This is a genomic window from Kitasatospora sp. NPDC001539, from assembly GCF_040298565.1.
Taxonomy (GTDB): domain Bacteria; phylum Actinomycetota; class Actinomycetes; order Streptomycetales; family Streptomycetaceae; genus Kitasatospora.
Genome location: NZ_JBEPAK010000011.1, coordinates 20,338 through 36,647, shown reverse-complemented (window position 1 = coordinate 36,647; position 16,310 = coordinate 20,338). Strand labels below are relative to the sequence as shown.

Sequence of the window (16,310 nt, the reverse complement as noted above, 5' to 3'; positions counted from 1 at the left end):
GGCCGGTGCCGCCGAACGGCGGCGGGCCGGGTTCCTCCCCGCGGATCAGGGTCGCTTCCTTCACCTTCGAGCGCCTGAGCACCACGGCGCACCCCGCAGTTCGGCCGGAGCGGACCGGCCGCTGCCCGGGTGCGCCGGAACCCGTCATCTCCCCAGCCCCCGCGCGTGGACCCTCCTCCGGCGGCGGCCGCCCCCGCCCCCCGTCACCGTCGACGGGCGCGGCGGCGTGCCCGCCGGAGCACGCTCGGGCCCTTCATGACTAGGAGTCAGGACATGGAGCGTCCCTTTCCCACCGTGGCCGTCGTCGGCCTCGGCACGATGGGTGCCGGCGTCGCCGTGGCCGTCGCCAGGAGCGGCCGCCGGGTGATCGGCATCGAGGCGAGCGAGGACTCGGCCGCCCGGGCGCTGGCCCGGATCGAGGCGGCGACCGCGCACGCGGTCGACCGGGAGCGGATCACCGCGGAGGAGCGCACCGCGCTGCTCGCCCGGATCTCGGTCGGGCACGGCCTGGCGGCGGCCGCCGAGGCGGATCTGGTGATCGAGGAGGTGCCCGAGCAGCTGGAGCTGAAGCGGGAGGTCTTCGCCGAGCTGGACCGGATCTGCCCCGAGAGCACCGTGCTGGCCACCGGCACCACCGCGCTGTCGGTGACCCGGATCGCCGCCGCGACCGCCCGTCCGGAGCGGGTGCTGGGCCTGCACTTCTTCAACCCGGTGCACTCCATGAAGCTGGTCGAGGTGGTGCGCACCGTGCTGACCTCCCCGCAGACCGCCGAGGACGCCGCCGCGTTCGCGCGCGACCTGGGCAAGGAGCCGGTGGCGGCCGGCGACCGGGCCGGGTTCGTGGTGAACGGCCTGCTGTTCGCCTACCTGAACCAGGCCGCGGCGATGTACGAGTCCAAGTACGCGTCCCGCGAGGACATCGACGCCGCGATGCGGCTCGGCTGCGGCCTGCCGATGGGCCCGCTGGCGCTGCTGGACCTGATCGGCATCGACACCGCGCGCACCGTGCTGGAGGCGATGTACGAGCAGTCCCGCGACCGGCTGCACGCCCCCGCTCCGATCCTCGGCCAGCTGGTCTCGGCCGGGCTGCTGGGCCGCAAGTCCGGGCGCGGGTTCTACACCTACGAGGCGCCGGGCTCGTCCCGGCCGGTGGACGCGGCGACCGGACCGGCGCTGCCCAAGGTGCCCGGCCGCGCCGTCCGCACCGTCGGCGTCTGCGGCTCGGGGACGATGGCCACCGGCATCGTCGAGGTCTTCGCCAAGGCCGGGCACCCGGTGCTGCTGGCCGCCCGCAGCCAGGAGAAGGCGGACCGGGCGAAGGCCCAGCTGGCCCGGTCGCTGGAGCGGTCGGTGGCCAAGGGCCGGCTCTCCGCCGAGCAGCGGGACGCCGCGCTGGAGCTGGTCACCCCGGTCGGCCAGTACACCGAGCTGGCGGACGTGGACCTGGTGGTCGAGGCGGTCGCGGAGGACCTGGGAGTCAAGCGGGAGCTGTTCGCCACCCTGGACAAGATCGTCCGCCCGGGCGCGGTGCTCGCCACCACCACCTCCTCGCTGCCGGTGATCAGCTGCGCGACCGCCACCTCGCGGCCGCAGGACGTGATCGGCATGCACTTCTTCAACCCGGCGCCGGCGATGAAGCTGGTCGAGGTGGTCTCCACCGTGCTGACCGCCCCGGACGTCACCGCGACCGTGCTGGAGCTGACCGCGAAGGTCCGCAAGCACCCGGTGGAGTGCGGCGACCGGGCCGGGTTCATCGTCAACGCGCTGCTGTTCCCCTACCTGAACGACGCGGTGCGGATGCTCCAGGAGCACTACGCGACGGTGGACGACATCGACACCGCGATGAAGCTGGGCTGCGGCTACCCGATGGGCCCGTTCGAGCTGCTGGACGTGGTCGGCCTGGACGTGTCGCTGGCCATCGAGCAGGTGCTGCACCAGGAGTTCCGCGAGCCGGGCCTGGCCGCGGCACCGCTGCTGGAGCACCTGGTCGCGGCCGGCTGCCTGGGCCGCAAGACCGGCCGCGGCTTCCGCGACCACGCCCGCCGGTGACCACCGCACAGGCCGGGGGCGACCCCGCGCCGTACGGGTCCGCGCCCTACGGGTCCGCCCCGGCCGCGCGTCCGGGCTGGGGCCCGGGGACGGTGTCGGCGCGCTGGCCGAGGCCGGCCGTGACCGGCCCGGTGGCGCCGGTGCGCCGGGGAAGGGCCGCGGCGCCGCCGCCGGGGCCGTGTAGCGTTCCGGACATGGATCGGGTTCAGTCAGCCACCCCGCAGCAGTCCGCCGCGCCGCGGTCCGCCCCGCAGGCCGCCGCGCCGCGCGGCGGCGACCGGACGGCCCCCTCGGCCGGGGACGGCGGGCCGGGTAGCCGCCGGGCGGCGGCGCAGCGCCAGCAGATGCGCCAGGACCTGGCCGCGGCCGCGATGGAGCTGTTCGCCTCGCAGGGCTACGAGGAGACCACGGTCGACCAGATCGCGGCGGCCGCCGGGGTGGCCCGGCGCACCTTCTTCCGGTACTTCCGGTCCAAGGAGGAGGCGATCTTCCCGGACCACGACGACACCCTCGTCCGGGTGGCCGACCTGCTGGCCAGTGCCGAGCCCGAGGAGCACCCGCTGGACGTGGTCTGCCGGGGCATCAAGGAGGTGCTGCGGATGTACGCCTCCACCCCGGGGGTGTCCGTCGCGCGGTACCAGCTGATCCGTCAGGTCCCGGCGCTGCGCGAGCGGGAGATCGCCGTGGTGGCCAGGTACGAGCGGCTGTTCACGCGCTACCTGCTGGGCCGCTTCGACACCGGCGAGTCGATCCCGTCGGGCTGGCAGCGCGGCGGCGAGGACGACTCGATGCTGGCCGAGGTGTCGGCGGCGGCCGTCGTCGCGGCGCACAACCACGTGCTGCGGCGCTGGCTGCGGGCCGGCGGCCGGGGTGACGTCGAGGCGCAGCTGGACCACTCCTTCGAGGTGATCCGGCGGACCTTCTGGGCCGCCAGCGCGCCGGGGGCCAGACGTCGCGGGTCCCTGGTGGCACCGGGTGCCAGTGGTACGCCCGGTGACCTGGGGGCGGAGAGCGCACTGAGTGCCAGCCCCGGAGGTGAGGTACTCATCACAGTCGCCCGGACGGACGCTCCGCTGGAGGTGGTGGTGGACAGCATCCGCGCCGCCCTGAGTGCCGCCCAGGACCACTGAGGTCGGAGTTTTCCCAGGTCAGAGATATTTCGAGGGCCCGCGCCGAGGGATCGGCGCGGGCCCTTCGCATGCCGCCGTCCCTCGCCGCTACGCGCGTTCCGCCCCTTCTCCGAGCGCCGGAATTCATGACACCCGGTGTCTTTACGAGTGGCACAGGGTGCCACTACCTTGTTACCCACCAGTCGCGGCGCCGCGGCTCCCCACCTCGGCGCGCCGTCGGCAGGCGTTCCCACACCCCGGGAGCAGTGCCAGTCCCGCCCGGACCACCACCGGGCGGCAGCCTGACCGCCAACCACCCACCTCAGCGAAGCCGGTGTCCGCTCCCGGCTCCCCCAGACGCCCTGTGACCCTCACACAGGTACGCCTTCGGAGGCAGCCATGCAGGAAATCCTCGACGCGATCCTCAGCAACGACGCCACGTCGGAGGACTTCGCCGCCGTCAAGCTCCCCGAGTCCTACCGGGCCGTGACGCTCCACAAGGACGAGGAGCAGATGTTCGCGGGTCTCGACAGCCGCGACAAGGACCCCCGGAAGTCCCTCCACCTCGACGAGGTGGCCCTGCCCGAGCTGGGCCCCGGCGAGGCCCTGGTCGCCGTCATGGCCAGCTCGGTGAACTACAACACCGTGTGGAGCTCGATCTTCGAGCCGGTCTCCACCTTCGGGTTCCTGGAGCGCTACGGCCGGCTGTCGCCGCTCACCAAGCGCCACGACCTGCCCTACCACGTCCTCGGTTCCGACCTCGCCGGCGTGGTGCTGCGCACCGGCGCCGGGGTCAACGCCTGGAAGCCCGGCGACGAGGTCGTCGCCCACTGCCTGTCGGTCGAACTGGAGTCCCCGGACGGCCACAACGACACGATGATGGACCCGGAGCAGCGCATCTGGGGCTTCGAGACCAACTTCGGCGGCCTGGCCCAGATCGCCCTGGTGAAGACCAACCAGCTGCTGCCCAAGCCCAAGCACCTCACCTGGGAGGAGGCCGCCTCCCCCGGCCTGGTCAACTCCACCGCCTACCGCCAGCTGGTGTCGCAGAACGGCGCCGGCATGAAGCAGGGCGACAACGTGCTGATCTGGGGCGCCAGCGGCGGCCTCGGCTCGTACGCCACCCAGTACGCGCTGGCCGGCGGCGCCACCCCGATCTGCGTGGTCTCCAGCGAGGCCAAGGCGGACATCTGCCGGTCCATGGGCGCCGAGGCGATCATCGACCGCTCCGCCGAGGGCTACCGGTTCTGGAAGGACGAGCACAACCAGGACCCGCGCGAGTGGAAGCGCCTGGGCGCCAAGATCCGCGAGTTCACCGGCGGCGAGGACGTCGACATCGTCTTCGAGCACCCGGGCCGGGAGACCTTCGGCGCCTCGGTCTACGTCACCCGCAAGGGCGGCACCATCGTCACCTGCGCCTCCACCTCCGGCTACATGCACCAGTACGACAACCGCTACCTGTGGATGTCGCTCAAGCGCATCGTCGGCTCGCACTTCGCCAACTACCGCGAGGCCTTCGAGGCCAACCGCCTGGTCGCCAAGGGCAAGATCCACCCGACCCTGTCCAAGGTCTACTCCCTGGAGGAGACCGGCCAGGCCGCCCTGGACGTGCACCACAACAAGCACCAGGGCAAGGTCGGCGTGCTCTGCCTGGCCCCCGAGGAGGGCCTGGGCGTGCGCGACCAGGAGCTGCGCGAGAAGCACCTGCCCGCGATCAACCGCTTCCGGAACGTCTGAGGGACCCCCGATGACCGACCCCCAGAAGCGCGACCGGCCCTGGCTGATGCGCACCTACGCCGGCCACTCCACCGCGAGCGACTCCAACGCGCTCTACCGGCGGAACCTGGCGAAGGGCCAGACCGGCCTGTCCGTCGCCTTCGACCTGCCGACCCAGACCGGCTACGACTCCGACCACATCCTCGCCCGCGGCGAGGTGGGCCGGGTGGGCGTGCCGGTGGGCCACGTCGGCGACATGCGCACGCTGTTCGACGGCATCCCGCTCGAGCAGACCAACACCTCCATGACGATCAACGCCACCGCGATGTGGCTGCTGGCGCTCTACCAGGTGGTCGCCGAGGAGCAGGGCGCCGACATCGCCAAGCTCACCGGCACCACCCAGAACGACATCGTCAAGGAGTACCTGTCGCGCGGGACGCACGTCTTCCCGCCGGGCCCGTCGGTGCGGCTGATCACCGACATGATCGCCTACACGGTCGGCAACATCCCCAAGTGGAACCCGATCAACATCTGCAGCTACCACCTCCAGGAGGCCGGCGCCACGCCCGTCCAGGAGATCGCGTACGCGATGTGCACCGCCATCTCGGTGCTCGACGCCGTCCGCGACTCCGGCCAGGTGCCGGCCGAGCGGATGGGCGACGTGGTCGCCCGGATCTCCTTCTTCGTGAACGCCGGCGTGCGCTTCGTCGAGGAGATGTGCAAGATGCGCGCCTTCGCCCGGCTCTGGGAGAAGGTCACGCTGGAGCGCTACGGCGTCGCCGACCCGAAGCAGCGCCGGTTCCGCTACGGCGTCCAGGTCAACTCGCTCGGCCTGACCGAGGCCCAGCCGGAGAACAACGTCCAGCGGATCGTCCTGGAGATGCTGGCCGTCACCCTCTCCAAGGACGCCCGCGCCCGGGCCGTCCAGCTGCCCGCCTGGAACGAGGCGCTCGGCCTGCCCCGCCCGTGGGACCAGCAGTGGTCGCTGCGGATCCAGCAGGTGCTGGCCTACGAGTCCGACCTGCTGGAGTACGGCGACATCTTCAACGGCTCCGAGGTGATCGAGGCCAAGACGGCGGAGCTGCTGGCCGGTGCCGAGGCGGAGATCGCCAAGGTGCTGGAGATGGGCGGGGTGATCCCGGCCGTCGAGTCCGGCTACCTCAAGTCCAACCTGGTCGCCTCGCACGCCGCCCGCCGGGCCCGGATCGAGTCCGGCGAGGACAAGATCGTCGGCGTCAACTGCTTCGACACCACCGAGCCCAGCCCGCTCACCGCCGACCTCGACACCGCGATCATGGTCGTCGACCCGGCCTCCGAGCAGTCCGTGCTGGCCGCGCTGGAGGACTGGCGGGGCCGGCGCGACGAGGCCGCCGTCCAGCGGGCGCTGGCCGAGCTCAAGGCCGTCGCCGCCACCGACGCCAACCTGATGCCGGCCACGCTGGCCTGCGCCCGGGCCGGTGTCACCACCGGCGAGTGGTCCTTCGCCCTGCGCGAGGTGTTCGGCGAGTACCGCGCCCCCACCGGGGTCGGCGGCGCGCCCGTCGCGGTGGCCGCCGAGCCCGGCGGGGAACTGGAGCAGGTCCGCGCCGCGGTCGCCGCCACCGCCGAGGAGCTCGGCACCGGCAAGCTGCGGCTGCTGGTCGGCAAGCCCGGCCTGGACGGGCACTCCAACGGCGCCGAGCAGATCGCCGTACGGGCCCGCGACGCCGGCTTCGAGGTGGTCTACCAGGGCATCCGGCTGACCCCGGAGCAGATCGTGTCCGCCGCCGTCGCGGAGGACGTGCACTGCGTGGGCCTGTCGATCCTCTCCGGTGCGCACACCGAGCTGGTGCCCGACGTCCTGAAGCGGCTGCGCCGTGCCGGGGTGGAGGATGTCCCGGTGATCGTGGGTGGCATCATCCCGGCAGCGGACGGCGAGGCCCTCAAGGCCGCCGGCGTCGCCGCCGTGTTCACCCCGAAGGACTTCGGCATCACGACCATCATCGGCCGGATCGTGGACGAGATCCGGCTCGCCAACAAGCTCCAGCCGTGGACGCCCGCACCGTCCCCGGCCACGAACTGACCAGCTGACCAGCTGACCACTGGGAAGGAACCGAACCACCCCCATGACTACCGTCAACCGCCTGCGCCCGCGCCGCTCCTGCCTCGCCGTGCCGGGCAGCAACCCGCGCTTCCTCGAGAAGGCCCAGGGCCTGCCGGCCGACCAGGTCTTCCTCGACCTGGAGGACGCCTGCGCCCCGCTGGTCAAGGAGAGCGCCCGCCACACCATCGTCGACGCGCTGAACAACGGCGACTGGGGCGGCAAGACCCGCGTGGTCCGGGTCAACGACTGGACCACCCACTGGACCTACCGCGACGTGATCACCGTGGTCGAGGGCGCCGGCCCGAACCTGGACTGCATCATGCTGCCCAAGGTCCAGGACGCCGAGCAGGTCAAGGCGCTCGACCTGCTGCTCACCCAGATCGAGAAGACCATGGGCTTCGAGGTCGGCCGGATCGGCATCGAGGCGCAGATCGAGAACGCCAGGGGCCTGATCAACGTCGACGCCATCGCCGAGGCCTCGCCCCGGCTGGAGACCATCATCTTCGGCCCCGCCGACTTCATGGCCTCGATCAACATGAAGTCCCTGGTGGTCGGCGAGCAGCCCCCCGGCTACCCGGCCGACGCCTACCACTACATCCTGATGCGCATCCTGATGGCCGCCCGCGCCAACGACCTCCAGGCGATCGACGGCCCCTACCTGCAGATCCGCAACCAGGAGGGCTACCGCGAGGTGGCCGGCCGCTCAGCCGCCCTCGGCTTCGACGGCAAGTGGGTGCTGCACCCGGACCAGGTCGCCGCCGCGAACGAGATCTTCTCGCCCTCGCAGGAGGACTACGACCACGCCGAGCTGATCCTCGACGCCTACGACTACTGCACCTCGGAGGCCGGCGGCGCCAAGGGCTCCGCGATGCTCGGCGACGAGATGATCGACGAGGCCAGCCGCAAGATGGCGCTGGTCATCGCCGGCAAGGGCCGGGCCGCCGGCATGGAGCGCACCACCAAGTTCGAGATCCCGGAAAGCTGAGGGCCTGAGCCATGCAGTTCGGACGCACCTACGAGGAGTTCGAGGTCGGCGCGGTCTACAAGCACTGGCCCGGGAAGACCGTCACCGAGTACGACGACCACCTGTTCTGTCTGCTCACCATGAACCACCACCCGCTCCACATGGACACCAACTACGCCGAGAAGACGACGGACTTCGGCCGGAACGTCGTGGTGGGCAACTACGTCTACTCGCTGCTGCTCGGCATGTCCGTCCCGGACGTCTCCGGCAAGGCGATCGCCAACCTGGAGATCGAGTCGCTGCGCCACATCGCGCCGACCTTCCACGGCGACACCATCTACGGCGAGACCACCGTGCTCGACAAGTGGCCCTCCAAGTCCAAGGACGACCGGGGCATCGTCCACGTCGAGACCAAGGGCTACAAGCAGGACGGCACGGTCGTCTGCGTCTTCCGCCGCAAGGTGATGGTGCCGACCGCGACCTACACCAAGGAGCGCGGCGGCGAGCAGCCCGGCCGTCCCGAGCCCCTCGCCTGATCCCCTCCATGTGATGGACCCCGGACGGGGAGGCCGCCGTCATCGGCCGACCCCCACCCGGAAGGGGGCCCTGCTGCCGCAGCCACGCCGGCAGGGCCCCCGATAATCCCCCCCCGCTGTTCCGGGGACCCACGGACTTTCCCACCCCTCACACCTTTCGGAGCCGCACGATGGGACGCCTCGCACAGACCGACGGCCTCACCGAGATCCAGCGGGACATCCTCGCCACCGTGCGGGATTTCGTCGACAAGGAGATCATTCCGGTCGCGACCGAGCTGGAGCACAAGGACGAGTACCCGACCGCCATCGTCGAGGGCATGAAGCAGCTCGGGCTGTTCGGCCTCACCATCCCCGAGGAGTACGGCGGCCTCGGCGAGTCGCTGCTCACCTACGCCCTGGTGGTCGAGGAGATCGCCCGCGGCTGGATGTCGGTCTCCGGCATCGTCAACACCCACTTCATCGTGGCGCACATGATCAACGCCCACGGCACCCAGGAGCAGAAGGACCACTTCCTGCCGCGGATGGCCGCCGGCGAGATCCGCGGCGCCTTCTCGATGTCCGAGCCGGGCCTCGGCTCCGACGTCTCCGCCATCTCCACCAAGGGCGTCAAGGACGGGGAGTTCTACGTCCTCAACGGCCAGAAGATGTGGCTCACCAACGGGGGCACCTCCACCCTCGTCGCGGTGCTGTGCAAGACCGACGAGGGCGGCGACACCCCGTACAAGAACATGACCACCTTCCTGATCGAGAAGGAGGCGGGTTTCGGCCCGAACCCCAGGGTTCCCGGCCTGACCGTGCCCGGCAAGATCGAGAAGATGGGCTACAAGGGCGTCGACACCACCGAGCTGGTCCTCCAGGACGTCCGGATCCCCGCCGACCGGATCCTCGGCGGCGTCCCGGGCCGCGGCTTCTACCAGATGATGGACGGCGTCGAGGTCGGCCGGGTCAACGTCGCCGCCCGCGGCTGCGGCGTCGCCCGCCGCGCCTTCGAGCTGGGCATCTCCTACGCCCAGCAGCGTTCCACCTTCGGCAAGAAGATCGCCGAACACCAGGCGATCCAGTTCAAGCTCGCCGAGATGGCCACCAAGGTCGAGGCGGCCCACCAGATGATGGTGATGGCCGCCCGCAAGAAGGACGGCGGCGAGCGCAACGACCTCGAGGCCGGCATGGCCAAGTACCTGGCCTCCGAGTACTGCAAGGAGGTCGTCGAGGACGCCTTCCGGATCCACGGCGGCTACGGCTTCTCGAAGGAGTACGAGATCGAGCGCCTCTACCGCGAGGCCCCGATGCTGCTGATCGGTGAAGGTACTGCGGAGATCCAGAAGATGATCGTCGGGCGCCGGCTGCTGGAGGAGTACCGGATCGCCGAGTGATCGCGGGGCCGTCCGGGTTGACGACGTCACGTACGGACGGTCCCCTCTCGAACCGCCGGTCGACGGGCGTGCGGGCCCGTCCCGGCTGAGCGCCGTGCCCCGTCACGGACCCGGCCTGGTCCGCCTGGTCCGGCACGGCCCTCCGGACAGCGGCCGCAGGGCGTACAGCTGCAGCGACGCGCCCTGCGGCCGCTTCCGTGCACCCGCCGACGGCCGCCACGGCCCGTGTCCCCGCCGGGTTCCGACCGCACCTCCGCTGAGACAAGAGTCACCAGCCGTGTCCGGTCCCTTGGGAACCGGACCGGGGCGAGCTACGGTCGTAGGAACGGGATGCGCACACGCGCTTCCACCGGACACATGAACGAGCAGGCGGGTTGCCCACCCACCGTGTGCTCCCGATAGCATCCACCGGGACAGCAAGCCGTCCCTCTATTGCCGATCCCGCGGTGGCCCCCGTCCAGCGGCCATGATCCCCCGCGACAAAGGTCTTCGATGCCCATCAGCCCGTCCCCTCACACCTCCGTCACGGACCGCGATGCCCTCGCCGCCCCGACGGCCGGTCGGCGACCCCGCGTGACCATCGCGCGCGGAGCCACCCCCTGGTTCGTCCCCACCCTCGCCACGGCAGCCGTCACCACCGCCCTCACCCGGCGCAGCGGCACGTGGGCCCTGGCGGCGGTTCCGGCCTGTGCGCTCAGCGCGGGCATGCTGTGGTTCTTCCGCGACCCCGAGCGTGAGATCGGCACGGGCAGAGTGATCTCGCCCGCCGACGGCGTGGTGCAGAGCATCGACGCCTGGCCGGACGGCCGCACCCGGGTCGCGATCTTCATGAGCCCCCTCAACGTCCACGTCAACCGCGCGCCCCTGCCGGGCACGGTGACCTCGGTGGAGCACGTCGCGGGCGGCTTCGTGCCGGCGTTCAACAAGGACAGCGACCAGAACGAGCGGGTCGTCTGGCACTTCGACACCGAGCTCGGCGACATCGAGATGGTGCAGATCGCGGGGGCCGTGGCCCGCCGCATCGTGCCGTACCTGGCCGCCGGAACCAAGGTCGAGCAGGGCGACCGGATCGGCCTGATCCGGTTCGGGTCCCGGGTCGACACCTACCTGCCGGCCGGCGTCGAGGTCGGCGTCGAGGTCGGCCAGAAGACCACAGCCGGGGTGACGCGCCTTGACCGTGACTGATCCTGAGACAATCGTCGGCCTGGACGACGAGGAGACGGCCCTGCGCCGCCGCCGGTGGGCGCGCGACCGCGAGCTGCGCGCCCCGCGCTCCCCGCAGCACCTGTCCACCGCCGACTTCCTCACCCTGGGCAACGCCGTCTGCGGCTTCCTGGCGATCTACTCGATCACCACCGGGGTGCTCGTCCCGCACATCACCAACCCGGACGCCGCTCCGGACCGGCACAGCGCCGCCACCGCGGTGACGCTGCTGCTGATCGGCTCGATGTGCGACCTCTTCGACGGGCTGGTGGCGCGCAAGCTCCGCTCCTCCGCCCTCGGAGCGGAACTGGACAACCTGGCCGACCTGATCAGCTTCGGCATCGCGCCGGCCTACTTCGTCGCGGTCTGGGGCATGGTCTCCCAGGGCTCCAACACCAAGCTCTCGGCGCTGATCGCGCTGACCGTGCTGCTCGCGGTGGTCCTGCGGCTGGCCCGCTTCTCCGCCGTCAAGATGCGGCCCGGGGTGTTCCAGGGCATGCCGTGCCCGATGGGCGCGATGACGGTCATCGCCATCGTGCTGCTCGACCCGCCGTTCCTGCCCGGTCTGCTCGCCATCTTCGGCGCCGCGTACCTCATGGTCAGCCGGATCGAGTACCCGAAGCCGCAGGGGCTGCTGGCCACCGCCACGCTCTGCTGGATCGTCGTCTCGATCGGCTGCCTGGCGGCCTGGGCCACCGGCCTGCCGGGCGGTGACACCCTGATGCACGTGGGTGCCTTCGCCCAGATCACGCTCGCGGCGATGGCGCCGCTGCTGGTCATCCGACGGAAGGTCGGCCAGAAGGTCGGCGACGTCCGCGCCCGGCGGGCGGAGTCGCGCCTCGGCTGAGCCGCACCGCCTCGACGGGAAGGGCCCGGAACCACCAGGTTCCGGGCCCTTCCCCTTTGCGTTGTCCGGCTCCGGTTTGCGTTTCCCGGCTCCGCCCGGGCGGGTGCGCGGCCGGGTGGGCCCGGGGGCTCAGGCCCCGCCGGTACGGGCGGTACCGCTTGCTCACGCCCCGCCGGTGTGGACGCTGAAGGCCGAGCGGCGGGCCGCCCGGGCCACGCCCGGGTCGGGGTGCACGCTCGAGACCGCCGTCAGCACCGAGGCCGCCCGGGGGTGGCCGGACTGCCTGGCCCGGGCGAACAGCCGCACCGGGTCACCGGCCGAGGCCCCCTCCACGTGGCCGACCAGCAGCTCCGTCTCGCCGTGGTCCAGCACCGCGGCCGCGGTGTCCACCCACAGCCAGGCGGCGTCCTCGGCGCCCAGCACGTCCGCGGGGGAGACGCCCTCGTCCGAGCGCTCCGCCAGCCACAGCAGCGCGTACGGGCGCAGCACCGGCTCGTCCACCGCGGCCCGGACCGCCTGCTCGGCCGGTCCGCCGGCCACCCGCAGCGCCTCGAAGGCGAGCCCGCGCACCAGCGCGTCGTCGCCCTGGGCGGCCTCCAGCAGCTCGGCCACCGCGCGGTCCGCCGGACGGGCCGCCACCCAGGCGCGGAACTCGGCCCTGGCCGGGCCCGGCGAGTAGTCCGCGCAGGCGTTCAGCAGCTCGAAGGCGCTCTGCTCGATGTGGCCGGCCGCGGTCTGGGCGACCGTGCAGATCTCCTCCAGCTTCGCCCGAACCGCCCAGTGGCCCAGCGGGGACAGTTCGGCGGCGTCGTCCTTGCGCAGCACGGCGCCGACCGCCGCCAGGCCGTCCAGCATCCAGTCCAGGACGGCGGCCACGTCGGAGGGCGCGGGCGGGGTGTCGATCTGCGGCTCGCGGCAGGTGCCGCGGACGGCGGAGACGGCCGAGGCGGCGTGCGGCACGGGCGACAGGCCGGGCCCGCCGAGGGCGGCGCCCACCCGGCGCTCGTCCAGGCCTCGGCGCAGCAGCTCCAGCAGTTCGCTCTCGGCCACCGGGCCGTCCACCAGGTGGAGGAAGGAGAGCAGTTGGGGGGCCTGGTCCACGGCCTGCCCGGCCAGGACGGCGAACACCCCGCGCAGGGCGGCGGGCGGCACCGGGGCGAGCAGCGTCCAGGCGTCGAACAGCCCGGACCAGCCGCGCACCACGGCCTCGTCGTCGTGCTCCCAGGCGTGCAGGCGCCAGCCGGGGCCGGCTCCGCCGTCGCGGGCCTCCACCAGGCCGACCAGCAGCGCCTGGCCCCAGGCCTTGGCGGCGGCACCGACCGTCATGGCCAGCGCGCGGCCGGCCGCACGGGCGTCCTCCGGAAGGAGTTCGCCGCGCTTGTCGACCTCGTCCAGCTCCCCGGCCCAGCGGGCGATCCGGACGGCGTCGACCAGCATCCGACGGGCCAGCGGCGCGAGCTCGGCCGGCGCGGGGAAGCCGTCCGGCACGGGTACCCGGCCGCGGCCGGGTGCCGGGGCGGGCCCTCGTCGCCGGGGTACACCGGCCCCGCCCGGCCTGCCACCGGAGGGCCGGTGGGCCGTACCGGGGAGACGGGTCACCGTCGCACCGGTACCGATCGTCGGCGGGAGCGGGGCATCACGGTCGCGCGGGTTCCGAGACGTCACGTCGAGCAGTCTTCCCCTTGCACCGGCCTTCTGTCACATCCGGTTGTCCGTACGACCGGGAGACCGGTGGCGGCACCTCCGCAAGACCGGGCAACAGAGGCAAACCACCTGGCCGGAAACGTGTGGCGGGGTCATGCCAGGGTCGCGCGGGGCGTCGCGGTACTCGTCCGGCCGATCACGGTCCGTGTCGGACGAGCCGGGTGCGGAGCGGCGGGAGGGACGGGAATCCGGCCAGACGGCATGTGCCGGCGGGCGGGTGCCCGGCACGGGAAGTCGGCCGGGCCGACTTCTGGTGCGCGCACAAGGGGCGTGCAGCGCGGGCGCCGCGCACCCGAGCGAATCGAACGGACTTCCGGCCAGGCGGGCTCGCCTCTCGGGTGCTGGGTGAATCCCGGCCCCGACCCCCGGGCTGCCTCAGAGCAGCGGGGTGAGCCAGCGCCGGAGCAGTTCGGTGTAGTGGTCGGGGGCCGAGTTCCACAGCGCCGCGTGCTCCCCGCCCGGGAAGGTCTGGAGGTTGACCAGCTGCGGACGGGCCGCGGCGAGGCGCTGGGCGGCGCCGAAGGGGGCGGTCCGGTCGCTCGGACTGTGCAGTACCAGGGTCGGCACGTGCAGGTCCGCGCCCTCGACGAGGCGGGAGAAGTCGGCGAGGTCGACGCCGGTGCGGCCCTCGGCCGCGAGCGCGCCGAGTTCGGCCGCGGCGCCCCTGAAACCGGCCCTGGCGGCCTCCCGGCGGGCCGAGGCGGGCAGGTCCAGGACGGGCGAGTCCAGGATCAGCCCGCTGATCGTGCGGGCCCAGGCCGAACGGGCCGCCGTGTGCAGCGCCATGGTCGCACCCAGCGACCAGCCGTAGAGGATCACCCGGCCGGCCCCGCGGTCGAGCGCCAGCCGTACCGCCGACTCGACGTCGCGCCACTCCGTCGCGCCGAAGTGGCTGAGGCCGTCCGGGGAGGCGGGGGCGCCCGCGTCCCCGCGGTAGGTGACGGCCAGCACGGGCAGGCCGAGGCGCTCGAGCAGCGGCAGCACGGGCAGGGTCTGCTGGCGGTCGGCCTCCGTGCCGTGGACGAGGATCACCCAGGTGCCGCGCTTGCCCTCGAGGTACCAGGCCGGGAAGGTACCCAGCTCGCCGCGGGCGCCGATCTCGGTGAACGGGAGACCGAGCGCCTCGGCCGGGTCGCCGAGCAGCACCCGGGGGGTGAACCGGACCTCGGTGCCGGGCGTCAGGGTGCCCCGGTCCGCCCGGACCAGCCGCCGGGTGACGCCCCGCTGGTCGCTGTGGAGGATCTCCTCCACCACCGCGTGCCCGCCGTCCGCCCACTCGACCGCCCAGCGCCCGCGCCGCAGGCTCTCCGGGCGGCGGGTGAAGGTGACCCGCCCGGTGGCGACGCTCTGCACCAGGAGCGGGCCGCTCTCCTGCAGGGCCGTCCCCGCGCCCGGCCCGGACCCGGGACTGACCATCCGCTCGGAGGCCCGGCGGCCGATCACCAGGACGGCGGCGGCCCCGGCCCCCACGGCGGCGGCCGCCACCACGGCTGCGGTTCCCCAGCGCATATCGTTCCCCGCTCTGTTCGCGGACCGGTCGGTGTTCGTGCACCAGTTCACCGGGGCCCGGCACCCCGCGGCCACCGGACTGGGCCGTCCGGGCTACGAAAGGCCGAAAAACAACGTCCGATCAGACCGGAACGGCCGTCGGCTGGGCCGCGAGGAGTTCCCAGAAGCGGGGGGTGAGGGGCACCGCCGGGGTGCGGGGCCCGCTGGGCATGCCCCAGTGGGCGGGGACGTGGTGCTCCTGCGCCAGCACGAGCAGGACGGCGGCGAGCTCTCGCTCGGCGACGGGGACGAGCCGGGTGAGCGCGCGCAGGTGCGGCTGCCAGCGGCCGGCGACGCACTGGCGCAGCAGGCGGTCGAGCGCCTCGGCGCGGCCGGTGGCCTCGACCAGCTCGGTCAGCCGCAGGCCCAGCACCACGGCGAGGGCGTAGGTCTGCTCCGCGTCCCCCTCCCACCGGCCGGTCAGCTCGGCCTGCTGGTAGGTGGGCAGCAGCATGCCGACGCGCTCGGCGACCGTCTCCGGGGGGAGCTCCCGGGCGATGCGGTGGTCCCGCAGCCGGGTCGGGCGGCCGTCCATCAGATCGGCCGCGGAACACCACAGGGCCCGGGCGAGGGCGATGAACTCGGCCTCGCCCGGGCGCAGCTCCCCGCGCTCCCAGGCGAGGACGTGACCGGCCAGGAGCCGTACGCCGTGGGCGGCCATGCCCTCGGCGACCTGTTCGGGGGTCAGGCCGAGGCCGACGCGGTGGATGCGGGCGGCCTCGGGGGAGAAGGGCACCGGAAGGGGGGCGGCGGCGTGGGGCTTTCTGCGGCGCATGGCACCGAACCGTAGGGGCGCCCCTCGGCGCGCCCCCAGCCCCCGAACGCACGAACCGGGACTGACGAGCCCTCGGCCGCGCTGGTCGATCGCACAGGACGGCGCCCCGCCTCCGTGTGGCCGACCACCCCGCCTCCGTGTGGCCGACCGCCCCGCCTCCGTGTGACCAACCCCTCCGTGACCTCGGTTGACGCGTGGAACGGCCGCGTGATGGGATCCTGGGGCCAAACGGAGGCATGGAGAGGAAGCCGGTGCGAGTCCGGCGCGGTCCCGCCACTGTCACCGGGGAGCACGCTCGGAAAGTGCCACGGCGGGCCGTCAGGAGCCGCTGGAAGGCCCGGGAGTGCGTCCGACCCGGAAGCCAGGAGACTCTCGCCCCCGGTACGTCGATCCAGGGCGCGGA

12 protein-coding genes and 1 riboswitch are annotated in these 16,310 nt (G+C 72.8%); of the genes, 9 read left to right on the top strand and 3 right to left on the bottom strand.

Translation table 11 applies throughout. The annotated features are described in order from the left end of the window. Window positions 1–273 precede the first annotated feature (273 nt). The 9 genes from ABT247_RS04335 (at window position 274) to ABT247_RS04295 (ending at window position 11,880) form a co-directional block, all read left to right on the top strand. Window positions 274–2,049: a 3-hydroxyacyl-CoA dehydrogenase family protein gene (locus ABT247_RS04335; protein WP_350737701.1), complete on the top strand. Its 1,776-nt coding sequence runs from the start codon at window positions 274–276 to the stop codon at window positions 2,047–2,049. Window positions 2,050–2,243: 194 nt separating this feature from the next. After that, the gene (locus tag ABT247_RS04330; protein WP_350737698.1) at window positions 2,244–3,179 is read left to right on the top strand and encodes a TetR family transcriptional regulator; all 936 of its coding nucleotides are present in this window, start codon (window positions 2,244–2,246) and stop codon (window positions 3,177–3,179) included. Window positions 3,180–3,557: 378 nt separating this feature from the next. After that, a complete protein-coding gene (gene ccrA, locus ABT247_RS04325; protein WP_350737695.1) occupies window positions 3,558–4,895 on the top strand; it encodes a crotonyl-CoA carboxylase/reductase in 1,338 nt (445 codons plus the stop codon). Between the two features lie 10 nt (window positions 4,896–4,905). Further along, complete coding sequence (locus tag ABT247_RS04320) at window positions 4,906–6,936, top strand: ethylmalonyl-CoA mutase (protein ID WP_350737692.1); 2,031 nt, start codon at window positions 4,906–4,908, stop codon at window positions 6,934–6,936. Between the two features lie 43 nt (window positions 6,937–6,979). Beyond that, on the top strand, window positions 6,980–7,942 hold the full coding sequence (locus ABT247_RS04315; protein ID WP_350737689.1) for an HpcH/HpaI aldolase/citrate lyase family protein: 963 nt from the start codon (window positions 6,980–6,982) through the stop codon (window positions 7,940–7,942). An 11-nt stretch (window positions 7,943–7,953) separates the two neighbouring features. Next, window positions 7,954–8,457 (top strand): MaoC family dehydratase, encoded by a 504-nt coding sequence (locus ABT247_RS04310; protein ID WP_350737686.1) that lies wholly within the window; start codon window positions 7,954–7,956, stop codon window positions 8,455–8,457. A gap of 170 nt (window positions 8,458–8,627) precedes the next feature. Continuing rightward, complete coding sequence (locus ABT247_RS04305; protein ID WP_350737683.1) at window positions 8,628–9,830, top strand: acyl-CoA dehydrogenase family protein; 1,203 nt, start codon at window positions 8,628–8,630, stop codon at window positions 9,828–9,830. Between the two features lie 492 nt (window positions 9,831–10,322). Further along, window positions 10,323–11,015, top strand: coding sequence for a phosphatidylserine decarboxylase (locus tag ABT247_RS04300; protein WP_350737680.1), 693 nt, complete (start codon window positions 10,323–10,325; stop codon window positions 11,013–11,015). Further along, window positions 11,002–11,880 (top strand): CDP-alcohol phosphatidyltransferase family protein, encoded by an 879-nt coding sequence (locus ABT247_RS04295; RefSeq protein WP_392903669.1) that lies wholly within the window; start codon window positions 11,002–11,004, stop codon window positions 11,878–11,880. Before ABT247_RS04300 ends, ABT247_RS04295 begins: the two co-directional genes overlap by 14 nt. Window positions 11,881–12,042: 162 nt before the next feature. On the opposite strand, the gene ABT247_RS04290 is transcribed toward ABT247_RS04295, so the two are convergent. The 3 genes from ABT247_RS04290 to ABT247_RS04280 form a co-directional block, all read right to left on the bottom strand. After that, complete coding sequence (locus ABT247_RS04290) at window positions 12,043–13,368, bottom strand: hypothetical protein (protein ID WP_350737677.1); 1,326 nt, start codon at window positions 13,366–13,368, stop codon at window positions 12,043–12,045. A gap of 591 nt (window positions 13,369–13,959) precedes the next feature. After that, window positions 13,960–15,093 (bottom strand): alpha/beta hydrolase family protein, encoded by a 1,134-nt coding sequence (locus ABT247_RS04285; RefSeq protein ID WP_350737674.1) that lies wholly within the window; start codon window positions 15,091–15,093, stop codon window positions 13,960–13,962. Between the two features lie 121 nt (window positions 15,094–15,214). Further along, a complete protein-coding gene (locus tag ABT247_RS04280) occupies window positions 15,215–15,907 on the bottom strand; it encodes a helix-turn-helix domain-containing protein (protein WP_350737671.1) in 693 nt (230 codons plus the stop codon). A 242-nt stretch (window positions 15,908–16,149) separates the two neighbouring features. After that, window positions 16,150–16,278, top strand: a riboswitch (cobalamin riboswitch). Window positions 16,279–16,310 lie beyond the last annotated feature (32 nt).